21 protein-coding genes and 1 pseudogene are annotated in these 24,983 nt (G+C 64.6%); 13 read left to right on the top strand and 9 right to left on the bottom strand.

Annotated elements, in window-relative coordinates:
* Positions 1–32: 32 nt before the first annotated feature.
* The 3 genes from lptC to kdsD are packed head-to-tail and all read right to left on the bottom strand — an operon-like array spanning position 33 to position 2,160.
* Entirely contained in the window at positions 33–620 is a 588-nt protein-coding gene (gene lptC / locus F6X40_RS17690; RefSeq protein WP_184067046.1) for an LPS export ABC transporter periplasmic protein LptC, read from the bottom strand.
* Complete coding sequence (locus F6X40_RS17685) at positions 617–1,177, bottom strand: KdsC family phosphatase (RefSeq protein WP_184026959.1); 561 nt, start codon at positions 1,175–1,177, stop codon at positions 617–619. Before F6X40_RS17685 ends, lptC begins: the two co-directional genes overlap by 4 nt.
* Positions 1,177–2,160, bottom strand: a complete 984-nt coding sequence (gene kdsD / locus F6X40_RS17680) for an arabinose 5-phosphate isomerase KdsD (protein WP_090802947.1) — start codon at positions 2,158–2,160, stop codon at positions 1,177–1,179. Before kdsD ends, F6X40_RS17685 begins: the two co-directional genes overlap by 1 nt.
* Positions 2,161–2,366: 206 nt before the next feature.
* Here kdsD and F6X40_RS17675 point away from each other — a divergent pair, with 206 nt between their 5' ends.
* From F6X40_RS17675 to purU, 5 genes are all read left to right on the top strand, one after another.
* Complete coding sequence (locus F6X40_RS17675) at positions 2,367–4,364, top strand: cation:proton antiporter (protein WP_187628775.1); 1,998 nt, start codon at positions 2,367–2,369, stop codon at positions 4,362–4,364.
* A gap of 81 nt (positions 4,365–4,445) precedes the next feature.
* Positions 4,446–5,012 (top strand): adenine phosphoribosyltransferase, encoded by a 567-nt coding sequence (locus F6X40_RS17670; protein ID WP_187628725.1) that lies wholly within the window; start codon positions 4,446–4,448, stop codon positions 5,010–5,012.
* Between the two features lie 172 nt (positions 5,013–5,184).
* Positions 5,185–5,799, top strand: coding sequence for a LysE family translocator (locus F6X40_RS17665; RefSeq protein WP_184027294.1), 615 nt, complete (start codon positions 5,185–5,187; stop codon positions 5,797–5,799).
* A gap of 73 nt (positions 5,800–5,872) precedes the next feature.
* A complete protein-coding gene (locus F6X40_RS17660; protein WP_187628724.1) occupies positions 5,873–6,766 on the top strand; it encodes an NUDIX hydrolase in 894 nt (297 codons plus the stop codon).
* 84 nt (positions 6,767–6,850) lie between these two features.
* Complete coding sequence (gene purU, locus F6X40_RS17655; protein ID WP_184067058.1) at positions 6,851–7,720, top strand: formyltetrahydrofolate deformylase; 870 nt, start codon at positions 6,851–6,853, stop codon at positions 7,718–7,720.
* A gap of 58 nt (positions 7,721–7,778) precedes the next feature.
* On the opposite strand, the gene F6X40_RS17650 is transcribed toward purU, so the two are convergent.
* The 3 genes from F6X40_RS17650 to uvrA all read right to left on the bottom strand — a co-directional run bounded on the left by F6X40_RS17650 (position 7,779) and on the right by uvrA (position 13,283).
* On the bottom strand, positions 7,779–9,005 hold the full coding sequence (locus F6X40_RS17650) for a PepSY-associated TM helix domain-containing protein (RefSeq protein WP_187628723.1): 1,227 nt from the start codon (positions 9,003–9,005) through the stop codon (positions 7,779–7,781).
* A 284-nt stretch (positions 9,006–9,289) separates the two neighbouring features.
* Positions 9,290–10,375 carry an AI-2E family transporter gene (locus F6X40_RS17645; protein ID WP_187628722.1) on the bottom strand — a complete coding sequence of 362 codons (1,086 nt, stop codon included), beginning with the start codon at positions 10,373–10,375 and terminating at the stop codon, positions 9,290–9,292.
* A 34-nt stretch (positions 10,376–10,409) separates the two neighbouring features.
* Positions 10,410–13,283 carry an excinuclease ABC subunit UvrA gene (gene uvrA / locus F6X40_RS17640; RefSeq protein WP_187628721.1) on the bottom strand — a complete coding sequence of 958 codons (2,874 nt, stop codon included), beginning with the start codon at positions 13,281–13,283 and terminating at the stop codon, positions 10,410–10,412.
* A 302-nt stretch (positions 13,284–13,585) separates the two neighbouring features.
* On the opposite strand from uvrA, the gene F6X40_RS17635 reads away from it, so the two are divergent.
* Positions 13,586–14,773, top strand: a complete 1,188-nt coding sequence (locus F6X40_RS17635) for an MFS transporter (RefSeq protein WP_187628720.1) — start codon at positions 13,586–13,588, stop codon at positions 14,771–14,773.
* Positions 14,774–14,919: 146 nt separating this feature from the next.
* Positions 14,920–15,450: a single-stranded DNA-binding protein gene (locus tag F6X40_RS17630; protein ID WP_187628719.1), complete on the top strand. Its 531-nt coding sequence runs from the start codon at positions 14,920–14,922 to the stop codon at positions 15,448–15,450.
* A gap of 149 nt (positions 15,451–15,599) precedes the next feature.
* Here F6X40_RS17630 and F6X40_RS17625 read toward each other — a convergent pair whose 3' ends face one another.
* The gene (locus tag F6X40_RS17625) at positions 15,600–16,400 is read right to left on the bottom strand and encodes a hypothetical protein (RefSeq protein ID WP_187628718.1); all 801 of its coding nucleotides are present in this window, start codon (positions 16,398–16,400) and stop codon (positions 15,600–15,602) included.
* 261 nt (positions 16,401–16,661) lie between these two features.
* Between F6X40_RS17625 and F6X40_RS17620 the strand changes: the two genes are divergently transcribed.
* Positions 16,662–18,308 (top strand): methyl-accepting chemotaxis protein, encoded by a 1,647-nt coding sequence (locus tag F6X40_RS17620; RefSeq protein WP_187628717.1) that lies wholly within the window; start codon positions 16,662–16,664, stop codon positions 18,306–18,308.
* Positions 18,309–18,353: 45 nt separating this feature from the next.
* On the opposite strand, the pseudogene F6X40_RS17615 reads toward F6X40_RS17620, so the two are convergent.
* Both F6X40_RS17615 and F6X40_RS17610 read right to left on the bottom strand, forming a co-directional pair.
* Positions 18,354–18,712, bottom strand: a pseudogene (locus F6X40_RS17615) (c-type cytochrome); the annotation flags it as partial.
* Positions 18,713–18,783: 71 nt separating this feature from the next.
* Entirely contained in the window at positions 18,784–19,677 is an 894-nt protein-coding gene (locus F6X40_RS17610; RefSeq protein WP_187628716.1) for a LysR family transcriptional regulator, read from the bottom strand.
* Between the two features lie 95 nt (positions 19,678–19,772).
* On the opposite strand from F6X40_RS17610, the gene F6X40_RS17605 reads away from it, so the two are divergent.
* The 5 genes from F6X40_RS17605 (at position 19,773) to aqpZ (ending at position 24,875) form a co-directional block, all read left to right on the top strand.
* Entirely contained in the window at positions 19,773–21,137 is a 1,365-nt protein-coding gene (locus F6X40_RS17605) for an MFS transporter (protein WP_187628715.1), read from the top strand.
* Positions 21,138–21,403: 266 nt separating this feature from the next.
* The gene (locus tag F6X40_RS17600) at positions 21,404–22,072 is read left to right on the top strand and encodes a response regulator (protein WP_187628714.1); all 669 of its coding nucleotides are present in this window, start codon (positions 21,404–21,406) and stop codon (positions 22,070–22,072) included.
* Between the two features lie 369 nt (positions 22,073–22,441).
* On the top strand, positions 22,442–23,131 hold the full coding sequence (locus F6X40_RS17595; protein ID WP_090802973.1) for a response regulator transcription factor: 690 nt from the start codon (positions 22,442–22,444) through the stop codon (positions 23,129–23,131).
* A 108-nt stretch (positions 23,132–23,239) separates the two neighbouring features.
* Positions 23,240–23,884 carry a response regulator transcription factor gene (locus F6X40_RS17590; RefSeq protein WP_184053864.1) on the top strand — a complete coding sequence of 215 codons (645 nt, stop codon included), beginning with the start codon at positions 23,240–23,242 and terminating at the stop codon, positions 23,882–23,884.
* 244 nt (positions 23,885–24,128) lie between these two features.
* Positions 24,129–24,875, top strand: coding sequence for an aquaporin Z (gene aqpZ / locus F6X40_RS17585; protein ID WP_187628774.1), 747 nt, complete (start codon positions 24,129–24,131; stop codon positions 24,873–24,875).
* Positions 24,876–24,983: the final 108 nt, after the last annotated feature.

The raw sequence follows: 24,983 nt of genomic DNA, 5'->3' as shown, positions 1-24,983 counted from the left end.
CGCCTGGAATGGATTACCCGGTATGCGTTGGCTTAGTGGCCGGAATCGGACGCGGCGATTGCGCCTCTTACATTGCCGAACAGTTGCATAAACCGGGTGACATTGTTGTATTTCATGCCGCTGGCAGTCATCACGGACATGCCGCGCTGAAGTTTAACTGGCTTTTCAGTCTCGATCACATCGTCGTTGACGAGGACCCTGAAATGCTCGGAATCGGCCTGCATCTGCGGATCGCCGTCGCCGGGCGCGCGCAGGATGCGCGCGTTCTGGTACAGATTGACGATCGACGCATCCGCGTTGACCGTGCCCGTGTCGCCGGTCGCGGTGACGATCGGCTTGCCGGGCTGGAACGCACGCATCGCCGGCTTGACGAGGTCGCTCATTTCGTCGTCCTCGTAATGGACCAGCGACTGTGCGGTCAGCCGGTACTGCGTCGCGCCTGACTGGTCGAGCTCGGACACCGAAAAGTTGTCGGCGAAGTAGTCCGGCGTGTGTTCCTTCGGGCGCACCTCGTCGTCGGTCTTGCGCGGCAACGTGGCTTGCAGCAGCCACCACGTGATGCCGGCGAGCGCCGCCATCGCGATGAGCGGGATCAGCGAAGTCAGGCGAAACTGGTTCATCCCACGAGGCCCCGTTGCTCGCCGCTGCACGCCGCCGCGAGCAGTGCTTCATATTTGTGCTGGGCACGCAGCAGCGTGTCGCACACTTCGCGCGCCGCGCCGTAACCGCCGCGCGCCTCGCTGACCCAGTGGGCGCGCGCGATCACTTCGGGATGCGAATTGGCCGGCGCGGCCGCGAAGCCGACGCGCAGCATCACCGCGAGATCGACCCAGTCGTCGCCCATGTAGCCGCAGTCCTCGGCGGTGAGGCCGGTTTGCCGCAGCAGGTCGGCGAACGCCTGTGGCTTGTCCTGCACGCCCTGGTAGACATGCGCGATGTTCATTTCTTTCGCCCGCGCGGCCACGATGCCGGACTTGCGCCCGGTGATGAGCGCCGTTTCGATGCCGGCCTGGCGCAGCAGCTTCATGCCGTGGCCGTCCATCGAGTTGAAGCCTTTCATCGTGTCGCCTTCCGCCGTGAACAGCAGGCCGCCGTCGGTCAGTACGCCGTCGACGTCGAAAATCATCAGCTTCACGCGGCTTGCGCGTTCGGTAGCGGTAGGGGGAGCAACGGCCATCAGATCACCTTCTTCGAAAACAGGTCGTGCATGTTGAGCGCGCCGATCAGCTTGCCCGTTTCGTCGACGACCAGCATCTGATTGATACGATAACGCTCCATCAGTTCCACGGCTTCGACCGCGAGATGATCCGGCCCGATCGTGCGCGGGCCCGCGGTCATCACCGAGGCGATCGGCAGCTGGCGGAAATCGCCGTCGCGTTCGAGCACGCGGCGCAGGTCGCCATCGGTGAAGATGCCCGTCACACGGCCCTCGCGGTCGACGACCGAGGTCATGCCCATGCGCTTCGCGGTCAGTTGGAAGAGGGCATCGCTGACGGTTGCCTCAGGTGTGACCTGCGGCAACTGGTCGCCGGTGCGCATGACATCGCGCACGTAGGTGAGCAGGCGTCGGCCGAGCGCGCCGCCCGGATGCGAGCGCGCGAAGTCGTCGCGGCCGAAGCCGCGCGCGTCGAGCACCGCGACCGCGAGCGCATCGCCGAGCGCGAGCGCGGCGGTGGTGCTGGCGGTGGGCGCGAGATTCATCGGACAGGCTTCCTTCGCGACGCCGGAATTCAGATGCACATCCGCGAGTTGCGCGAGGCTTGAGCCAGGACGGCCCGTCATCGCGATCAGCTTCGCGCCGATCCGCTTGATGAGCGGCAGGATCGCCATCAGCTCCTCGGTTTCGCCCGAATTGGACAGCGCGAGAAATACGTCGTCGGCGGTGACCATGCCGAGGTCGCCGTGGCTTGCTTCCGCCGGATGCACGAAGAACGCGGGTGTGCCGGTGCTTGCCAGCGTGGCCGCAAGCTTGCGGGCCACGTGGCCGGATTTACCGATGCCGGAGACGACCACGCGTCCACGGCAACCCAGGATGAAATCGACCGCGCCGACGAAACTGCCGTCGAGCTGGTCGCGAAGCGCGCGCACGGCGTCCGCTTCGATGTCGAGTACGTCGCGAGCAAGCGTGAGTGCCCTGTCGCCATTGATTTTCGCTATCATTCGCGGAGTATAGCAAAGGCGCCTGTTCGCCGCGCCGGGCCTGCTGTGCCGAGCCGCTGTCTGCATCGGCCTGTCGACAATCCCTTTTTCAGCTGCTTTGCCGCCTTTTTGCAGCTTTTTTGCCGGCCCAATCAATCATCTCGCACGGCGTTCTCGTGCGCGGTTCCGCTGACGAACGAGGACGCTTCACCCATGCGTTTTTGCCGATGATTTCCCCGCTCGAAATGACGCTGTTTCTGCTGCTGGCATCGGTGGCGGGCGTGGTGATCTTTCGCTTCCTGAATCTGCCGCCGATGCTCGGCTACCTGACGGTCGGCATCGTCGTCGGGCCGCATGCGTTCGGGCTGATTCCCGATTCGGCGGGAGCGCAGAATCTCGCGGAATTCGGCGTCGTGTTCCTGATGTTCTCGATCGGGCTCGAGTTTTCGCTCGCCAAGCTGCGCACGATGCGCCGGCTCGTGTTCGGACTCGGCTTGCTGCAGGTGATCGGCACGGTCGCGGTGGCCGTGTCGCTCGGCTTCGTGCTCGAGCGTTGGGTGCATATCACGTGGCAGGGGAGCGTCGCGCTGGGCGGCGCGCTGGCGATGTCGTCGACGGCAATCGTCAGCAAGATGCTCGCGGAGCGGCTCGAAATCGAAACCGAGCACGGCCGTAATATCTTCGGCGTGCTGCTGTTTCAGGATCTCGCGGTGGTGCCGCTGTTGATCATCATTTCGGCGCTCGGCGGCCGCTCGGAGAATCTGGTCAGCGCGCTCGGCGTCGCGGCGATCAAGATCGTCGTGGCCCTCGCGCTGCTGCTGATCGTCGGGCAGCGCTTCATGACGCGCTGGTTCAACGTGGTCGCGCGGCGCCGCTCGCAGGAGCTGTTCGTCCTCAATCTGCTGCTGGTGACGCTCGGCGCCGCGTTCATCACCGACAAATTCGGGCTGTCGCTCGCGCTCGGCGCGTTCATCGCCGGCATGCTGATCGCCGAGACGCCGTATCGGCATCAGGTCGAAGAGGACATCAAGCCGTTTCGCGACGTGCTGCTCGGGCTCTTCTTCGTGACCACCGGCATGCTGCTCAATCCGCGCGTGATCTGGGAGCATCCGCTGGTCGTGCTGGCCTTTTTCCTCGGCCCGGTGCTGCTGAAATTGATCATGATCACCGGCCTTGCGCGGCTCTTCGGCGCGACGCCGGGCGTCGCGATGCGTACCGGTATCGGTCTCGCGCAGGCGGGCGAGTTCGGCTTCGTGCTGCTGAACCTGATTCTCGACCGACATCTCGTCGACGCGACGCTGTTGCAGGCGATTCTCGCCGCGATGCTGCTGTCGATGCTCGCCGCGCCGTTCATGATCCAGAACGCGGACCGTGTCGTGCTGCGGCTGTCGTCGACCGAATGGATGATGCAGTCGTTGCAGATGACGCGCATCGCCACGCAAAGCCTGAAGCAGAGCGGCCACGTAATCATCTGCGGCTACGGCCGCGCCGGGCAGAACCTCGCACGCATGCTCGAGCATGAAGGGCTCTCGTATGTCGCGCTCGATCTCGATCCCGACCGTGTCGCGGCGGCCGCGGCAGCCGGCGAATCGGTCGTGTTCGGCGACGCGGGGCGGCGCGAGTCGCTGCTGGCCGCCGGCCTGCATCGCGCGGCCGCGATCGCGATCACCTACGCGAACACGCCGTCGGCACTGCGCGTGCTGCACAACATTCACGAGATGGAGCCGACGCTGCCGGTCATCGTGCGCACCGTCGACGATGCCGATCTGGAGAAACTGCTCGCCGCCGGCGCGACGGAGGTGATTCCGGAGATCGTCGAGGGCAGCCTGATGCTCGCGTCGCATACGCTCGTCGTGATGGGTGTGCCGATGCGGCGCGTGGTGCGGCGCGTCGAGGAGATGCGCGACGAACGCTATTCGCTGTTGCGCGGCTATTTCCACGGCGCCGACGACATCGACGACGACGACGGCCACGAGCAGGTGCGGCTACAATCGGTGCCGGTCGACGAGAGTGCCGACGCGGTGGGCCGTACGCTCGCCGAGGTGGGCCTGTACGAACTCGGTGTCGAAGTGACCGCGATCCGCCGGCACGGCATCCGCGGCGTCGAACCGGACCCGTCGACGAAACTGCGCGCGAGCGACATCGTGGTGCTGCGTGGTCTGCCCGAACAACTGGCGCAAGCCGAGGAGCGGCTGTCGAAGCATCGCCGCGCCGCCGCGGCCTGAACCCGTGAGCCGGGCCCGTTCTGGCGGGCGACCCTGATTCAAGCTTTTCACCGGACCTGTCGAGGTCCATCCGGAGACATCATGTCCAAGGCGCTCGCGAGCGCGCCGCTCGATGCGGCCGACTACATCAGAAGTCACATTCGCACGGTGCCCGACTGGCCGCAGCCGGGCGTGCAGTTCCGCGACATCACGCCGCTGCTGCGCGAGCCGAAGTCGCTGCGTGTGCTGATCGACCTGTTCGTGCAGCGCTATATCGACGCGAAGCTCGACTACATTGCCGGGCTCGATGCGCGCGGCTTCATCATCGGGCCGATCGTCGCCCATGAGTTGAGCATTGGCTTCATCCCGATTCGCAAGGCGGGCAAGCTGCCGTACAAGCGGATCTCGCAATCGTATGAACTGGAATACGGTACCGCGACCCTCGAGATTCACGAGGATGCGTGCGAGCCGGGCGACCGCGTCGTGATCATCGACGATCTGATCGCGACCGGCGGCACGATGATGGCCGGCAAACTGCTGCTCGAGCGGCTCGGCGCGGTCGTCGTGGAAGGCGCGGCGATCGTCGATCTGCCGGAGCTGGGCGGCTCGAAGCTGCTGGGCGAGGGCGGTCTTGCGCTCTATACCGTGACGAGTTTCGACGGTCATTGAACCGGGAGGTAGTCACGGCGCGTGCCGTGACGCGCGGTAGCGTTTCCCGCCGTACCAGCGGCTAAAGTCGCATGAGCCGCACAAGCCCCGTTGGCCGGGCAAAACCAACCGGGCTCAACGATATCGCTCACCCATCAGGGTTCACCAGTCGCCCAACCAGAAGGCCACCACGATGCCCAACTTCCTGCTGTTTCTTGCCACCTCGATCGCGATCACCGTGGCGCCCGGCCCGGACAATCTGCAGGTGCTCGCGCGCGGCATCTCGCAGGGCCGCGCGGCCGGCCTGGTCGCCGCGCTCGGCTTTGCCGCCGGCATCACGTTTCATACGACACTCGCGGCGCTCGGCGTCGCCGCGCTGCTGCGCTCGTCGCCGCTCGCGTTCGAAGCGATCAAGCTCGCCGGCGCCGCGTATCTGGTGTGGATCGGCATCAAGGCGCTGCGCAGCCAGGGCCTCGCGACCGCGCACGAGCGTGCGCCGCAGCCGCTTTCGACGGTGTTTCGCCAGAGCGTGCTCGGCAATCTGATGAATCCGAAGGTCACGCTGTTCTTCGTCGTGTTTCTGCCGCAGTTCGTGCAGCCGGACGGCGCGCAGAGCGTCACCGTGCAGATGCTGGAGCTCGGCGCGCTGTTCATGCTGCAGACCGTCGTGGTGTTTTCGCTATTCGGCGTGTGCGCGGGGATCATCGGCGGCTGGCTCAGACGGCGGCCGCGCGTGGGCCTGTGGCTCGATCGCGTGGCCGGCGCGACGTTCATCGCGATCGGGATTCGCGTCGCCTTGCGCGACTGACAGTCGTCACGCAATCCGCCCGCTTCTGCTTTGCCCCGGTTCGCCACGACGGCGGACAGTTTGGAGTTTTCCGATGACTTTGCCCTGCATCACCGCCGCGCGCCGCTTCGACGCGAACGCGCATCGGCCGTTTCTGATCGGCGCCGAACAGGTCGGGTGGATTCGCGAGCGCGACCTGCCGCTGCTCGCGCGCTGGCCCGACGTGTTCGAGATGGCGAACGACGGCGTGACGCTCTGCGCCACGTTCGATACCGTCGATCTGCGCAGCGCGGCGCTCGCTTCCGTGATCGGCGCGCTCGCCGCCGATGGTCGCATCCCCGGCTGGCGCAACGAGACGTACGCGATCCGCAATGCGTTCGACGCGCCGCCGCTCGCGTATATCGAGCGCGCGGCGTCGCGCTTCTTCGGCACGATGACCTACGCGGTGCATCTGAACGGCGTCGTAGAATATGCGGATGGCGGTGCGCCCTTTGGCGGGGCGCCCTTTGGCGGAGCGCCGCGTGGCGCGCCGCAATTGTGGATCGCGCGCCGCAGCGACACCAAGGCGACCGACCCCGGCATGCTCGACAACGTCGTCGCAGGCGGGATCGGCTGGGGCTTCGGCATCGCCGAGACGATCGTCAAGGAATGCTGGGAAGAAGCGGGCATTCCGGCGCAGATCGCGGCGAGCGCGGTCGCGGGCCGCACCGCGCACGTGCTGCAATCGCTGCCGGAAGGCACGCAGGCCGAGCAGATTTTCATCTACGACCTCGCGCTGCCCGCCGACTTCGCGCCGCGCAACCAGGACGGCGAAGTGGGTGAACACCGGCTCGCGCGCATCGACGAAGTCGCGCGCTGGATCGAGGAAGGCGCGCTGACCGTCGATGCCAGCCTCGCGACGCTCGATTGCCTGCTGCGCCGCCGCTGGATCGACGAGGACGCGTGCGAGGGCATCGACGCGCTGTTCGCGCCGCCGGCGCTGACCTAGCTCAGGCTCATCAGTCGAGCTCAACCCGTGCAGCCAGTACCCACTGAAACAAACCACGCATTGAAGAAGGGAGTCACCGAGGTCATGTCGACCGATCACAGCTTTATCCTCAAACTGTCGTGCGCCGACCGGCCCGGCATCGTTCACGCCGTGTCGGGCTTTCTGTTCGAGCGGGGCAGCAATATTCTCGACTCCGCGCAGTTCGGCGACAGCCGCACCGGCGAGTTCTTCATGCGCGTGCATTTTCAGCAGGTGGGCGGCGATCCGGGGCTTGACGCGCTGCGCGCGTCGTTCGTGACACTCGCCGAGCAGTTCGGCATGAGCTGGGAATTGCACGACGCGAACGTGAAGCCGCGCGTCGTGATCATGGTGTCGAAGATCGGCCACTGCCTGAACGATCTGCTGTTCCGCTACCGCACCGGTCAGTTGAACATCGACATCCCGGCGATCATCTCGAACCACAAGGAGTTCTACCAGCTCGCCGCGAGCTACGACATCCCGTTCCACCATTTCCCGCTGCTCGGCGGCACGCCCGAAGCGAAAACCGCGCAGGAAGCGCGCGTGCTCGAAGTGATCAACGAGCATCAGGCCGACCTCGTGGTGCTCGCGCGCTACATGCAGATCCTGTCGCCGAACCTGTGCGAGGCGCTCGCCGGCCGCGCGATCAACATCCACCACTCGTTCCTGCCGAGCTTCAAGGGCGCGAAGCCGTACTACCAGGCGTTCGACCGCGGCGTGAAGCTGATCGGGGCAACCGCCCACTATGTGACGACCGATCTCGACGAAGGTCCGATCATCGAACAGGAAGTCGAGCGCGTGGACCACAGCATGACGCCGGAACAACTGACGGCGATCGGCCGCGACGTCGAGTGCGTCACGCTCGCGCGCGCGGTGAAGTGGCACGTGGAGCATCGCGTCGTGCTGAACGGCAGCAAGACGGTGGTGTTCCGCTAGGAGCCGCGCCAGTAACACTGCGCCGGTCGAGGTCGGCGCGGCCCTTTACCTGCTCGTGTTACGAACGCGCTGCCGCGCCGCCCGTGCTTCTCGCGAGATTCGCGTTTTGCGCGGAACGACGGCGCGCGTTCAGCTTCTTCAGCCAGATCAGCAGGCCCGTGACGCTCAGCACGGCCACCGCCACCCCCACCGCGCTGATCAGAATCCGCCCCCCGAGACCGAGGATGCGCCCCGAGTGCAGCGGAAACTGCACCTGCAGGAAGATGTCGCCGGCCGTGCCTTGGCCGGGAATCCGCGCGGCGAGCCGCTTGCCGGTGGCGGCGTCCCAATACATCCACGGGTTGCCGAGGCCGGTGTCGCCGTGGTCGTTGCCGGACGTGTAGAAGCCGACGCCATACGCGTGCATGAATTCGGCGTAGTAGAGCGCGCCCGGCGGCGCGGCGACATGCATTTCCTTGCCGGCCTGCCCGGCGAGTTCGACGATGCGCTCGCGGCTCACCACCTGATCGCCGGGTTGCGGCGCGCGCAGGATTTCGGGGTTGCTGAACGGATCGGGTGTCAGCGTCGACAGTCGTGACACGATCGGCCGCACCACCTGGGACGACAGATTCATCGAAATCGACGTCAGCGCGACGATCGCCAGCAGGCTCCAGATCCATATGCCGCCGGAGCGATGCAGATCGAACGTCAACGCATAGCCGCCGCGTTTCAGGCGGAACGTGAACGACTTGCGCCAGGCCTTCAGGCTCGGAAACGACAGGCACAGCGCAATCACGCAGTCAAAGAGCCACACGATGCCGACGATCCCCATCAGCCAGGTGCCAAGGTCGACACCGCCGGTAAACGGCAACTGCAGCGTGTAGTGCAGCTTGTAGATGAACGGAATCAGGTTGAGTGGCGCGAGCGACACGGCGCCCCACTCGCGGCGTCCCTGGATCTCGCCGGTGACGGGATCGACGGCGATCTGATTGAAATCGAGCGGATAGGGCTGCTTCGTCGCCGGATCGGTGCGCGGCAGCACCATCATCTGCAGCGTGTGGCCCGGTTCGACCGCGAGCGGGAGATAGGTCACCCGAAGACGCGGATCGGCTGCTTCGACGCGATTCGCCAGTTCGAGGCCGGACAGCGTCGGCCCGGCCGTGCGAGCCTGGTAAAACGACGGGTTCAGCGCGGCATCGAGCTCGTGGTCCCAAGCGATAATCGCGCCCGTCAGGCCCGCGACGAACAGAAACAGTGCGGTCGCGACGCCGAACCAGCGGTGCAGGCGGACAAGCTGGCGTCTCATGCGCGAGCCGGCAATGCACAACGGGGACCCAGGCGGAGACGCGGGTGGGAGATCAGGTGAAAAGTCACGATGCGGACTGGCTGTAAATAGGAATTGTTCGCATCTTAGGGGGTGACGCGATCGGCTGCAAGTTTTCTGTCAGCAAGAGGCGACGATGCAGGTTCGCGGGAAGCAAAAAAAAGCGGCACCGAAGTGCCGCTTGCGCTTTCGTCGCCTGCGTGGACTGCCGCGTGTGCTGCAGAGCGCTAGTGAGTGCTGACTTTTGCTACTCGACCCAGCCCAACTCACACCAACCGCAAATAAATGAGCTCCCGCTTGATGTACGCATAAAAAATCGGCGCCGCGATGACCCCGGCGAGACCGAACGCCGCTTCCATCACCAGCATCGCGATTAGCAGCTCCCACGCGCGCGCCTCGATCTGCCCGCCGACGATCCGCGCGTTCAGGAAGTACTCGAGCTTGTGAATCAGGATCAGGAACACAAGTGACATGATCGCCGCCGGAAAACTCACCGACAGCGCGACTGCGACGATGATCGTGTTCGAGATCAGATTGCCGATCACCGGCAGCAGACCCACGATGAACGTGACGAGCACGAGCGTCTTCGACAGCGGCAGCCGGTCGTGGAAGATCGGCAGGATCACCAGCAGGAAGACCGCCGTGAATACCGAGTTGAGCGCGGAAATCTTCACCTGCGCGAACACGATGCGGCGAAACGCGTCGGCAAAACGCGTGACGCGCGTGACGAACGCGGTGGACAGCGGCAGCCGCTGGATATGCTTCTGCGCGCCGACCGCGATGATCGCGCCGATGATCATGCCGAGCAGCACGTGCGTGAACGCGCGCGCCACGGTCGTGCCGCTTTGCTGCAGCATGTTCGCGTGCGTGTGCATCAGTTCGGCGGCCTTCGTCTTCATCTGCTCGGTGTCGACCGGCAGATAGTTCGCGACGAATTGGGGAATCCTGCCGCGCGCCTGGTCGATCAGTTGCATGGCCTGATCGAGCAGAGCCTGCACGCTCGGCACGTCGTTCTCGAAATGCGAGATGATGCCGAGCGTGAGCCCCGTCAGCGCGCCGACGATCAGCGTCGACAGAATCACCACCGCGAGCCAGCGCGCCCGCTTGCTCGACATGTGACGCTCGATGCGCGGCGCGATCGTATGCACGAGCTGAAACACCAGCAGCCCGGCGAGCAGCGCGCCGAGCAGCTTCAGTTCGATCACCGCCCACATGCCGAACAGCATCACCACGTAGCTGCCGATCTCGACCGCCGACAGCTTCGGCAGACTCATGTCGCTGGTCAGCCTGACCGGGCGCGGGCGCAGGTCCTGCACCCGATCTTCTTCGCGCGCCTGAATATGCTTGGTCATGGCTTATCCCGTCTCCAACCTCGGTAGTGCAGCGTTACTTTGTGGTGGCGGCGCGCTTGAGCAGCGGCGCCAGATATTTGCCGGTAAAACTGGCCTTCGACTTCGCGACCTGCTCGGGCGTGCCTTGGGCGATGATCTGTCCGCCGCCGGCGCCGCCTTCGGGGCCGAGATCAATGACCCAGTCCGCAGTTTTGATTACATCGAGATTATGTTCGATGATCACGACGGTATTACCCTGGTCACGCAACCGGTGTATGACTTCCAGCAACTGCGCGATATCGTGAAAGTGCAGGCCGGTAGTCGGTTCGTCAAGGATGTATAGCGTGCGACCGGTATCACGCTTGCTCAGTTCCAGCGACAGTTTCACACGCTGCGCCTCGCCGCCCGACAGCGTGGTGGCCGACTGACCCAGGCGAATATAGCCGAGACCCACGTCCAGCAGGGTTTTCAGCTTGCGCGCGACGACCGGCACGGCCTTGAAGAACTCGTACGCGTGTTCGACCGTCATGTCGAGCACTTCGCTGATGTTGCTGCCTTTGTACTGGATATCGAGCGTTTCGCGGTTGTAGCGCTTGCCGTGGCACACGTCGCACGGCACGTACACGTCGGGCAGGAAGTGCATTTCGACCTTCAGCACGCCGTCGCCCTGGCACGATTCGCAGCGCCCGCCCTTCACGTTGAACGAGAAGCGGCCCGGATCGTAGCCGCGCTCCTTGGCGGCCGGCACGCCCGCGAACAGCTCGCGGATCGGCGTGAAAAGGCCCGTGTAGGTGGCCGGATTCGAGCGCGGCGTGCGGCCGATCGGCGACTGATCGACGTTGATCACCTTGTCGAAGTGCTCGAGGCCCTCGATCGACTCGTACGGCGCAGGCTCCGTGGCAGAGCCGTACAGATGATGCGCGACCGCGTGATACAGCGTGTCGTTGATCAGCGTCGACTTGCCCGAGCCGGACACGCCGGTCACGCAGGTCAAAAGACCCACCGGCAGATCGAGCGTGACGTTGTGCAGATTGTTGCCGTACGCTTCGACGATGCGCAGGCGCCGCTCGTCGGGATCCCTGCGCTCGTCGGGGTATTCGATCGTGCGCGCGCCGGACATGTATTGGCCCGTCAGCGACGCCGCGTTCTTCTGCACCTCTTTCGGCGTGCCCTCGGCGATCACCATGCCGCCGTGCTCGCCGGCGCCCGGGCCCATGTCGACCACATAGTCGGCCATGCGGATCATGTCCTCGTCGTGCTCGACGACGATCACCGAGTTGCCGAGATCGCGCAGATGCTTGAGCGTCGAGATCAGCCGGTCGTTGTCGCGCTGATGCAGGCCGATCGACGGTTCGTCGAGCACGTACATCACGCCGGTCAGCCCCGAGCCGATCTGGGAAGCGAGGCGAATGCGCTGCGCTTCGCCGCCCGACAGCGTTTCGGCGCTGCGTTCGAGCGACAGGTAATCGAGCCCGACGTTGTTGAGGAACATCAGACGCGCGACGATTTCCTTGACGACCTTGTCGGCAATCTCGCGCTTCGAGCCTTCGAGACGCAGGGTCTGGAAGTAGCCGAGCGCATCGCGCAACGGCCAGCCGCTGATCTCGAAGATGCCGCGCGCGTCGCTGTCCGCGCCGATGCGCACGAAGCGCGCCTCGCGACGCAGCCGCGTGCCCGCGCACGCCGGGCATGGCTGGTTATTCTGGTATTTGGCGAGTTCTTCGCGCACCGCGGACGAATCGGTTTCGCGGTAGCGCCGCTCCAGATTCGGGATGATCCCTTCGAACACGTGCTCGCGCACCGACGTGCGGCCGCGCTCGTTGATGTACGAGAACGGAATTTCCTGCTTGCCCGAACCGTACAGCAGGATCTTGCGGACTTTTTCCGGCAGGTCCTCGAGCGCGGTGTCGATGTCGAAGTCGTAGAACGCCGCGAGGCTCTGCAGCATCTGGAAGTAGAACTGGTTGCGCCGGTCCCAGCCCTTCACCGCGCCCGCCGCGAGCGACAGCGACGGATGCGCGACCACCCGCTTCGGATCGAAGAACGTTATCTGCCCGAGGCCGTCGCATTCGGGGCACGCGCCCATCGGGTTGTTGAACGAGAACAGGCGCGGCTCGAGTTCCTGCAGCGAATACGAGCAGATCGGGCAGGCGAACTTCGAGCTGAACAGGTGCTCCTTGTCCGTATCCATTTCGAGCGCGATGGCGCGGCCGTCGGCGAGACGCAGCGCCGTTTCGAACGATTCGGCAAGGCGCTGCTTCATGTCGGGGCGCACGCGCAGACGATCGATCACGACGTCGATCGTGTGCTTGTCGTTTTTCTTCAGCTTCGGCAGAGAGTCGACTTCATAGATTTTCGCGGTGCCTTCGTTGGCGGTGCCGCCGCCCGAGCGCACGCGAAAGCGCACGAAGCCTTGCGCCTGCATGTCCTCGAACAGATCCGTGTGCTCGCCCTTGCGATCGCTGACGACGGGCGCGAGGATCATCACGCGCGTTTCTTCAGGCAGCGCGAGCGCCGTGTCGACCATCTGCGACACGCTTTGCGCTTCGAGCGGAATCTCGTGATCGGGGCAGTAGGGCGTGCCGACGCGCGCGAACAGCAGGCGCAGATAGTCGTGGATTTCGGTGACGGTGCCGACCGTCGAACGCGGATTGTGCGAGGTCGCCTTCTGTTCGATCGAAATGGCCGGCGACAACCCTTCGATCAGGTCGACGTCCGGTTTTTCCATCAGCTGCAGGAACTGCCGCGCATAGGCGGACAGACTTTCGACGTAGCGTCGCTGTCCTTCCGCATACAGCGTATCGAACGCCAGCGACGATTTGCCGGAGCCCGAAAGCCCCGTGATAACGACGAGCTTGTGACGCGGTAGGTCGAGATTGACGTTCTTCAGGTTGTGGGTGCGAGCCCCACGAATACGGATTTGTTCCACGGATTTATTCCATGAACTGCGGAAAGGGAAAGAGGCCAAACCTGCTACTATAACGACTTTTCCAGACCGCCGTTACGGTGTGCTGACAGCGGGAAAAAGGCGTAGCTGGGGCCGTTTTCCGTGAGTACAAGATGCCGCGAGGGGCGAGCGGGGGCGATGGGGCACGGGCTTTGCGCGTCTCGTCGGCGCGGACCCGCCGATATGCCGGGGCTAGCCGCCTGCCTGTTCGTTCTGCTCCACTGTGCCGGCGGCCAAGGCTGTCCCCACGGGCTCGCCGCCCGGTTCATTCAAACAACGCTTCGATGTCCAATCCGTCCGCCATCTCCACACGCATGAGCGCGCCCGAATTGCGCGCGACCGTGTCGCTTGCCGCCATCTTCGCGCTGCGCATGCTGGGTCTCTTCATGATCATGCCGGTGTTCTCGATCTACGCGAAGACCATTCCCGGCGGCGAAAACGTGCTGCTCGTCGGCATCGCGCTAGGCGCGTACGGTGTCACGCAGTCGATGCTCTACATCTTCTATGGCTGGATCTCCGACAAGGTCGGCCGCAAGCCGGTGATTGCGACGGGCCTGCTGATCTTCGCGATCGGCAGCTTCGTCGCGGCGGCCGCGCACGACATGACGTGGATCATCGTCGGCCGGGTGATTCAGGGGATGGGTGCGGTGTCGTCGGCGGTGATCGCGTTCATCGCCGATCTGACCTCGGAGGAACATCGCACGAAGGCGATGGCGATCGTCGGCGGCAGCATCGGCGTGTCGTTCGCGGTCGCGATCGTCGGCGCGCCGATCGTGTTCCACTGGCTCGGCATGAGCGGGCTCTTCACGCTGGTCGGCGTGTTCTCGATTCTCGCGATCGGCGTCGTGATATGGGTCGTGCCCGATGCGCCGAAGCCGGTGCATGTGCGCGCGCCGTTCGCCGAAGTGCTGCACAACGTCGAGCTGCTGCGTTTGAATTTCGGCGTGCTCGTGCTGCACGCCACGCAAACCGCGCTGTTCCTCGTCGTGCCGCGCATTCTCGAAGCGGGCGGGCTGCCGGTCGCTTCACACTGGAAGGTGTATCTGCCGGTGATGGGGCTGTCGTTCGTGATGATGGTGCCGGCGATCATCGCCGCCGAGAAGCGCGGCAAGATGAAGATCGTGCTGCTGTCGGCGATCGCTCTTATCCTGATCGGCCAGTTGTTATTGGGCGTTGCTCCGCATACGATTCTGAGTGTGGCGGCGATCCTGTTCGTGTACTTTCTCGGCTTCAATATTCTCGAGGCCTCGCAGCCTTCGCTGGTGTCGAAGCTCGCGCCCGGTACCCGCAAGGGAGCCGCGGCCGGCGTGTACAACACCACGCAGTCGATCGGTCTTGCGCTGGGCGGAGTGGTCGGCGGCTGGCTCCTGAAGGTTCACGGCCAGAGCGCGGTTTTCTTCGCCTGCTCCGGGCTGGTATTTTGCTGGCTTATAATCGCCGCAAAGATGAAACAGCCGCCGCGCAAGGCATAACACAGCGTACTCGGGGCACCTCCCGAATCATCCAGAACTCACCCGGCGGCGGGCAGAGGCGCTCTTCTGGTCTCGGGCCTGCCGGCCGTGAGACGCGAACCGCGTAGTGCCGCGCCGCCTGCAACAGGAATCAACAGGAGAAATTCATGGCATCCGTGAACAAGGTCATTCTGGTCGGCAACCTCGGCGCCGATCCGGAAGTCCGCTATCTTCCGAGCGGCGACGCAGTGGCGAACATCCGCCTTGCGACGACGGACCGCTACAAGGACAAGGCGTCGGGCGAGATGAAGGAAGCCACCGAGTGGCACCGCGTCGCGTTCTTCGGCCGCCTCGCGGAAATCGTGGCGGAATATCTGAAGAAGGGCTCGTCGGTGTACCTCGAAGGGCGCATCCGCACGCGCAAGTGGCAGGCGCAGGACGGCACCGATCGCTATTCGACCGAGATCGTCGCGGAGCAGATGCAGATGCTCGGCGGCCGCGGCGGCGCGTCGATGGGTGGCGGCGATGAAAGCGGTTATAGCCGTGGCGAGCCGTCGGAGCGCAGCGGCGGCGGTGGTGGTCGCGCGATGTCGTCGGGCGGCGGTTCGCGTGGCGGTAGCGGCGGTGGCGGTGCGAGCCGTCCGAGCGCGCCGGCTGGCGGCGGCTTCGACGAGATGGACGACGATATTCCGTTCTGATCGTTGCGGCTCGATGCCGAGCCGACCAGCGTCCCGCTGATCGACACAAAAACAGAGGCCCGCTTTCTGCCAGGAAAGCGGGCCTTTCTGCCTTCTGTTTGCCGGCTTTTTTTACGTCGTACGCGCGGACGGGGCATTCCGTCAGAAACTCACCGACTCAAATGCTCCAACGTATCCCGCAACGGCAGACTCGAAATCACGATCGGCCCGGTGAACGGCGTGTCGAGATCGACGATCACATAAACCGCCGAAGCAATCGACACCGCTCCCAGCGATATCGTCACCAGCGCCAACGCATTGCGCGGCGCGATCAACCCGAAGCTCAGAAAGATCACGCCTAGCCAGAACGTCAGCGTCTTGAAGAACGGCTGCGAAATCGAGCTGTGCGCTTCCTCGATGATTTTCCAGCGCGCATCGATGACGCGCCGGTACTGCGTCAACGCGTCATCGAGTGCACGTTGCTTCAACGCATCCTGCGTGCGCAGCTGTCGCAATTGCCGCCCCACCGTGGTCAGCATGTCGCCCAGATGCACGTTTTCTAGTTGCTGCGGATTGCCCGGCGGCCCGAGATCGCGCGGATAGTCGCCGCTCGGCGCGGGCTCGCGCGGCCATGTCGAAGCGATCGCCGCCGCCGTGTACTGGCGCAACAGGCGCCGCGATTCGTCGGCCGCGCTGCCGAGCTCGCGCAGCGTCGAGTCGAATTCGATCAGTTCGGCCGCATAGCTGCGCATATCGTTCGACGCGGTGTCGAAGCTCGCTTTCGCCGATGCCGTCATCAAACCCAGCACCAGCGCGGCGAACGTCACCAGCATGCCGATCACGAGCTGCACGAGCTGTACGGTCTCGTGTGCCTTGTGCTCTTCCGGCAGCAGCGGCCGCACCCCGACGCCGAGGCCGGTGGCGATCAGCAGCAGCGCGAACACGAGTACGGCCGAACCGATTTCCGACATGGGCGCGCTCCGGGCAGGAAGGGGCTTCGACAGAAGGGCTTCAGCAAACGGGCTTCGGGACTCTATTGATGTAACGCAAGCCGGGCGAGCGATCAACCATAAAGTTTTCGGCCGATACGCCGTTGTCCCGAATGTGCTGTTTGCTTAATTTTCAGATAAGTTGCGGACCGGGCCGAACGGCGTGGGCGCAGCCTGCGTGGCCATGCAGCTATCGTCAACGATACGGAATCATCGGCCGGGCAGCCCAAGGAGACCAGTCCGATGTTGAAAAAGCTGTCGATTCGCACCAGCCTTACCCTGATGATCGTGTTCTTCGGCATCGTGCTGCTGCTCGGCGCGGCCGCGGGATTGTTGTCGCTGCGCTCGTCGAACGCGTCGCTGCAACAGATGTACACGGTCGACACGCCCGCCGTCGCCGATCTCGAAGGCAGCGCCGGCCAACTGCTGCGCCTGCGGCTCGCGCTCGCGACGTACGCGTCGCTCGTCGCGCTGAACGATCAGGACGGCGCGAGCGCCGTGCTCAAGCGCTTCGATCAGTACCGCAAAGCCTCTGACGAGCGGCTTGCCCACTATTTGAGCCATGCGGGCACGGATGCCGATGAGCAGCGTCTGATCGCCGACATGCAGCAGAAGCGCGACGCGTTCCTGCACGACGGCGTCGACCCGACGCTCGCCGCGCTGAAGTCGAGCGACACCAACGCCTTCCAGCAATTGCAGGCGCATAAACTGCCGTCGCTGTACAGCGCGTACGAGAAGGCCATGCTCGCGCTCGAGCAGTTGCAGCTCGATCACGGCGCACAGCGCTACAAGGATGCGCAGGACCTGTTCTACGCGATCAGCACGGCGGTGGCGATCGGCATTGCGCTGTCGCTGGTCGGCGGCTTGCTCGCCCGCTTCGTGCTCGTGCGCGCGATCGTCACGCCGGTCGATGCGACGATCGCGCAGTTCCAGCGCATCGCCAACGGCGATCTGAGCGGCCGCATCGAGGTGCTCAGCGACAACGAGACGGGCCGTCTCGCGGCCGCGCTGCGCAAGATGCAGGAGTCGCTGATCGCGACCGTCAACGCGGTTCGTCAAGGTACCGATTCGATCGATACCGGCGTCAGCGAGATCGCGGCCGGCAACGCCGATCTGTCGCAACGCACCGAGGAGCAGGCGGCGGCGCTCGAGGAAACGGCCGCGAGCATCGAAGAGCTGACCACGACGGTCAAGCAGACGGCCGACAACGCGAAAGAGGCGAGCTCGCTCGCGCAGGGCGCCTCGACACTGGCCGCGCGGGGCGGCGAGCTGACCGAGCAGGTGGTCGGCACGATGCACGGCATCGTCGACGATTCGCGGCGGATTGCCGATATCGTTGGTGTGATCCAGGGCATCGCGTTCCAGACCAACATTCTCGCGCTGAACGCCGCGGTCGAGGCGGCGCGAGCGGGCGAGCAGGGACGCGGCTTCGCGGTCGTCGCGAGCGAAGTGCGCTCGCTTGCGCAGCGCAGCGCGGCGGCGGCCAAGGAGATCAAGGGCTTGATCGACGCGTCGACCACCCGCGTGGAGCAGGGCTCGCAGCTCGTCGGGCGCTCGGGCACGACGATGAACGACATCGTCGGCGCGATCGCGCGCGTCAGTTCCATCATGAACGAGATCGCGGCGGCGGCGCTCGAACAGAGCACCGGCATCGATCAGGTCAATCGCGCGGTCGGTCAGATGGACGAGGTCACGCAGCAGAACGCGGCGCTCGTCGAGCAGGCGGCCGCGGCGGCGAGTTCGCTGGAAGATCAGGCGCGGCGCCTGTCGACGGCGGTGGCGGTGTTCCGGACCGGCAACGAATCGCGCAGCCGTGCTCCGGCGCCCGGCGCGAAGCTGGCCGGTGTTGCCGGCGAGCGGAGACTGGACAGCGAGTTTGTCGCGGCGTAACGCGAGCCGTTGCGCTGCGTCAACCCGCGACCTCTCACCGTCCCACTACTGCATGGCCGCGTAATACCTCGCCACCGTATCGATTTCCTCGGGCGTCATCTGCCGCGCGACATTGCGCATCTGCTCGTTGATGTCGTTGCGCCGCGCGCCCGAAGCGAACGCCTGCAACTGCGCGGCCAGATAGGCCGCCGACTGTCCGCCGAGCCACGGCGCCGCGCCCTTGCGATCGAGTTGGCCATGACACGCCGCGCACGGTGCGATATTGCGTTGCGGGTCGCCGTGCATCACGAGCCTGGTTGCGGTCGCATCGGGTCCTTCGCCGGCGCGGTGACCTGCACGGTGCCGAGTACGCCGTGGCACATCGAGCAGTGCTGCGTCGCGATCGTCGCGCCGCGGCTTATCGATCGCAATGCATCATGTAAGTGTGATTAGCTGATGTCGATCGATAAATTTTGCTGTGAATTTCATTTGTGCGTCATGCGAAGAGCCGCACGAGCGCATCACGTGCATTGCTGACCAACTCGCTTTCGCCCGGACGCCGCGGCAGCAGATGAAACTCGATGGCGGGCAGCGGTGGCAAGCCGAAGTTCGCGGCACACGCCACCACGCCGCCGCCGAGCGACGACTCGTTCAGACAGGAAATCCCGAGCCCCGCCTTCAATGCGAGCTGCAGGCCCGCGACGCCCGACGCCGAATGCGACACCACGTACGGTACCTTGTGTTGGTCGAGCAGCTTGACGACGAAGCGCTGCAACTGACACGTCGACGGCAGCAGCACCAGTTGATACGGCGCGATGGGGCGGGTGGCGGCATCGGCGCAACTGGCCCATAGCAACCTTTCGCGCCGCACGACGATGCTCGCGGCACCGGCACCGGCACCCGCGCCGCGCGCACGCCGCTGGCCTGTGACGAGCCGCGCCGACAAACCGATGTCGAACGACGCGTGATCGTCCGCGCCGCTGTCGATCACCGCGCTCGGCAACACCGTCACGTGCAGCTTCAGCCGCGGATGCTGTTCCGAAAACGTCTTGAGGATGCGCGCGATGTCGTGCGGCCGGTAGTAATCGGTGATCGCGATGCGCAGCTCGCCGTCGAGCGAGCGGCCTTGCAGGTCGTCGAAGGCCGCTTCGCTCATCGCGATGATGCGGCGCGCATGCTCGAGCAGGCGCTCGCCCGCGGACGTCGGACTCACACCCTGCCGGCTGCGCACGAGGAGCGGCTGGCCGGCGCGCTCCTCGAGCTTCTTCAGCTGCTCGCTTACCGACGACTGCGACAGGAACACGCGCTGCGCGCCTGCCGACACCCCGCCCGATTCGGCGACGGCGACGAAGGTCCGCAACTGCGCAAGGTCGAAACCACGCTGGCTCATGATTCGGTTTTTCCGATGGTGGTGATCTAAATTTCCGGCTTTGCCGATGGAATGCCCAGCCGTAGCATACCCTCGAATGACACATGGAGGGTGCGATGGAAAACGGATCGATGACAGCGTCGGGCGGCACCGGCGAGCGCGGCGCGCGGCATCGCTGGAAGGTGCTGGGCGTTGGTTTTGCCGCGAATGCGAGCTTTTCGGCGGCATTTTCGGGGATTCCGACGACAGCGGTGTTCCTGCGCTCGGACTACCACCTAGGCAACCACGGGCTCGGCCTCGTGCTCGGCATGCTCGGCCTGGGTATTGCGGTCAGCGAGTTGCCGTGGGGGCTGCTAACCGACCGCTGGGGCGATCGCCGGGTGCTGCTGCTCGGCTTGCTGTCGACCGCGGTCGCGCTCGCCGGTCTCGCGCTGTTCGTGTCGCCGGGCGGCGCGCATGTGCCCGGCATTGTCCCGCTCGCGCTCGGGCTGCTGTTGGTCGGACTGCTGGGCGGCAGCGTCAACGGATCGAGCGGCCGGGCGGTGATGGCGTGGTTTCGCGAAGGCGAGCGCGGCGTCGCGATGAGCATCCGCCAAACCGCCGTGCCGGCGGGCGGTGGACTCGGCGCAGTGGTCCTGCCGGTGCTCGCCTCGCACTTTGGTTTTGCGAGCGCCTATGCGGTGCTGGCGTTGGCGTGCGCGATCACCGCATGGTTCGCGTGGCGCTGGCTGCACGAGCCCGCACACGCGGACGATACGCCGGCGCCCAAAGGGGCGCGCGCGGCTGCGACGGCCCGTGCTGCGGCGGCCAACGGTCGGAGGTTGGACTCCTCGAACGTCAGCGCACCGCCGCCGATGATCTCCCCATTGCGCGACATCGCGATCTGGCGCGTCGCGCTCGGCGCGGGCGCGCTGTGCATGCCGCAGATTGCCGTGATCACATTCGGCACGGTGTTCCTGCACGACTTCGGGCGTGCCGGCGTGTTCGCGATCAGCGCGACGATGGCCGCGGTGCAGACTGGCGCCGCGATCGCGCGGGTCTGGAGCGGCGCGTGGACCGACCGGCGCGGCAACCGCCGCGCGTATATGCGGGCATGCAGTCTGGTGACCGCCGTGCTGTTCGTGCTGCTCGCGCTCGCGACCGGGCTCATCGGCCTGCGTCGCGCCGGGGCGGTCGCGCCGTTCGCGCTGATGATCGTACTCGGCGGAGTTAGCGCGTCGGCGTGGCACGGCGTCGCGTTCACCGAACTCGCGACGCTCGCCGGTACTCGCCGCGCGGGCACCGCGCTCGCGATGGGCAACACCTGCGTGTTCCTCACGCTGTTCGTGACGCCGCTCGCGATTCCGGCGCTGCTGTCTATCGGAGCATGGCCGCTGGTGTGGACGGTGGCGAGCGCTTGCGCGTTGCTCGCATTGCCGGTGTTTCCGCGCGCCGCGTCGACGCGTGCGATGCGCGCGACGCGTGCTTGCGATGCGGCGTGAGACATGGGGCGAACAGCGCGCGCTTTGCGTTGCCGAATTGATCTTGATTCGATTCGAATCACGGTGCGCATATTGCTTGGTCGAACTATAAATTATCCCGATTATTGATCTGGATTAGGAACGCTCCGATTGTCGTGAATTTGCGAGGGTGATCAGATGGCTGTTCCGGCACGTCGCTTGAGTGCCGCGACGCAGGTCGACGCCTGCCGCCTGCACAGCCACTGCCGCGCGCATTTCGACCATTCTTATAACGAGCGAGACTAATCGTGACAAATCTTCGAATCATTCTGGCGGACGATCACCCGTTCGTCCTGCTTGGCCTGAAATCGACACTGGCGGCGCACGAAGGTCTGTCCGTCGTCGGTCAGGCGCAGATGCCCACTGCGTTGATCGCATTGCTGCAACACACACCGTGCGACGTGCTCGTCGTCGATCTTTCCATGCCGGAGCCCGCCGGCGAGATTGGCGACGGACTCGGCCTGATCCGGCGCATTCGTGGCGAGTGGCCGTCATTGCGCGTCGTCGTCGTGACCGGGCAGACGAATGCCGCGATGTTGCGTGTCGTCGTCGCCGATGCCGCGGTGAGTGTGATCGGCAAAGCCGATTCGCTCGAGGAACTGCCGCAAGCGGTCTGCGACAGTGCGCGCGGCGCGCGCTACCTGGGCCGCTCGGTAGTCGAAACGCTCGCGCGTTTGCAGCCGGACAACGGTCGGTTCGTGTCGGCCCTGCTGCTGTCGAAGCGGCAGACCGACATCCTGCGCAGGCTCGTGAGCGGCGAGTCCATCGTGCAGATCGCGGCGGCGCTCGGCTGCCATCGCCGCACGGTGAGCCGGCACAAGCGCGAAGCGATGGCGCGGCTTGGCGTCAACGACGACCCCGCGCTTTTTTCCTGTGTGCGCGCCTGCGGCACGGTCCTCCTCGAATCGGAAGACTAGGGTCTATTTACATATGGAACGCACGTGCGTTGCCGCGAGAAGGGCCGCTCGCAAGGACTGTGACGCCGCGAATACTCGACGTATTCGCAAGGAGCATGACGCAGCGAGCGGCCCTTCTCGCGGCAACCCCATTACCTGATTTCATTCCAGGGGAATGCCCGCTATCGGCAGTCCCCTTGGGGGACGGCCGATAGCGGGCATTCGCACGTGCGTTCCATATGTAAACAGACCCTAAGCATCAGGCATACGGTTGTTCGTACCATTTCAGAGCGCTCTGATGTTTGTCGCAATAGAAATGCTCGACCATTGCGTGAGCGCCGGTCACACATAACAAGGTCGAGAAATGAAAGTATCGAGGAGCGCCAGACGATGAACCTCATGGCTGCATCAGGCTCGCCTGTTCGAACGATCATTGCGGATGATCATCCGCTGGTTCTGCTGGCTATAGAAAATCTGATTGGCAACTATCCGGACCTGAAGGTGGTTGGCCGTGCGGCGGATGTCGCCGAACTGTTCATCGAAGTCGATCGCAGTCCTTGCGATATCGTGCTGATGGACCTTTACATGCCAGGAGGGCACAACGACAACCGGTTCGACGTCGTCAGGCAGTTGAAGGCGCGCTATCCCAACGTGGCGCTCGTCATTCTGACAATGGAAACGGAGGCGGCGACGCTGCGCAAAGTGATGTCGCTCGGCGTGGATGGGCTGCTGAGCAAACGTGATCGTATCGATCTGATCCATGTGGCGGTGGTCATGGCGCTGGCGCGCGAATGTTTTGTCGGTCCGGCGGTGCGCGCCATGCTGGCCGATGTCACGCTGACGAAACGTCTCGACTTCGTGCGCGCCACCCTGTCTCGCCGAGAGTTCGAGGTTTTTACGCAATACGCGTCAGGACTCGGCGTCACGGAAATCGCCACGCGGCTGGGACGTAGTGTGAAGACGATCAGCGCGCAGAAGTGCATGGCCATGCGCAAGCTGTCGCTGAATAGCGACGCCGAACTGTTTCGCTTCGCAGTCGAGTATGGCGTAGTGCCGGAAGGGCTTGGTCAAAGCCGTTAAGCGGGCGGCAACATTCTGCGCAGGCGCGCGGCGAATATATCGGCATAACCGGGGGACACAATTCGTGCGGTATGCCCGATCGACACCATAAAAAAGTCACGGAAAAGAATGCCAAACAAGATTCACGTCGTCGTGGCGGACGATCACGACTCCATTCGCGCGGGCGTCCGATCTCTGCTGCGCGACAAGCCGAATATCGAAATTGTCGGCGAAGCTGCCGACACCCGTGGTCTCGCGAAGCTGCTCGATGCCTGCGCATGCGACGTCGTCGTGTCGGACATCGGCATGCCGGGACTCGACGGAGACACCAGCGCGGTGCCGCTATTGCGCCGGCTGCTACGGCGCACGCCGCATCCCCACGTGGTCGTGCTGACCATGATTGGGCGCGCGCATGTGTTGGCCGGCTTGCGCAATATCGGCGTGACTGGAATCGTCGACAAGCGCGACGCCGTGGACGCATTGATCGACGCCATCGAAGCCGTTGCCGCCGGGGGCACCCATCTATCGGAACAGGTTCGGGCCGCGCTTGCGACCGCGGAGCCTGCGCCGCCCCGGCGCGGCGGTGTGATGAGCGCACGCGAGTGGGAGGTGTTTCAACTCTATGTGCGAGGCCTCGCGGTGCACGAGATCGCCACACGTCTGCGACGTAGCGACAAAACCATCAGCACGCAAAAACGCAGCGCGATGCGCAAGCTCGGACTGGAAACAGAAGCCGACCTGATCAACTACGCCACTCAGATTGGGCTGATATGAGGCGCAGCAACGGTCACAAATTCTTGTTCTCGATGGATTTGAGGTAGCCCTTATCAGACTTATCTGATTGCCGTGGCGTGGGGTGCACCCAATAATCTTGGCCGCCTGTCATTGCGCGCCGTGCGCCGCAACTGCCAAGCGGCTGGTTCGTAATCCGATTACCAATGGATCAGGGGAATCCGGTGCAGACCTCTTCGCGCGATCGTTTGGCGTCTGTGCCTCATACTTGATGGACGGGATAGAGATGGTTGCGCTAGGCAAGCGATTGTGCAGCGAGGGTTTGGGTACGGCTTGGCTCGTGTTCGTCGGCTGCGGCAGTACGGTGCTGGACACCACAGGCGTGCTGCAGGGCACTGGCGCGTTGCAAATGTCGTTGGCGTTCGGTCTTGCGCTTGCTACCGGCAGCTATGCCTTCGGCAAGATTTCCGGCGCGCATTTCAATCCTGCCGTCACCATCGGCCTGACGATCGCGCAGCGCTTTCCCGTGCGTGATGTCTTGCCCTATATCGCTGCGCAAATCTGGGGCGCAATAGTCGCCGCGGCGCTCCTCGCCTACCTCGCCAGCGGCCGGCCAGGTTTCGAACTCTCCGCGAGTGAATTCGCGGCGAACGGCTTCGGCGCTCATTCGCCCGCCGACTATCCATTGCATGCGGCGCTCGTCGTGGAATGCGTGCTGTCGTTCGTGTTTGTCGGAGCATGCCTGCTGGTCGTCGTTCGAAAAGAGGTGGCAACGATTGCGCCGTTCATCACCGGCGCATGTCTGATGCTCGTCTACCTGGTGTCCATTCCGATCACCAATGGAGCGGTCAATCCCGCACGCTCGACCGCGCAGGCGTTGTTCGTCGGCAACTGGGCGCTGGATCAGTTGTGGCTGTTCTGGGCCGCGCCGTTGGCCGGAGCAATCGCGGCTGGCGTGCTGTTTTCGTTTCTGGACGGCGGAGCCGATTCGTCTTCGGTGTCGTTGGTGGACGGGCAGGGTGACGTTTCGTGAGCGAGGGACGGTACTCACCACTTCCGGTGCGTTTGTTGCGGTGTCTTTGGCCGCGCTCGCCGCGCCACTCGATGACGCATTGGCTCGCGTTTTTCCTGCTGGCGGTTA

Origin of the sequence: Paraburkholderia sp. UCT31 (assembly GCF_014397655.1) — a bacterium.
Lineage (GTDB): Bacteria > Pseudomonadota > Gammaproteobacteria > Burkholderiales > Burkholderiaceae > Paraburkholderia > Paraburkholderia tuberum.
The sequence above is the reverse complement of the archived record's forward strand: the minus strand, read 5'-3'. Positions and strand labels throughout refer to the sequence as shown.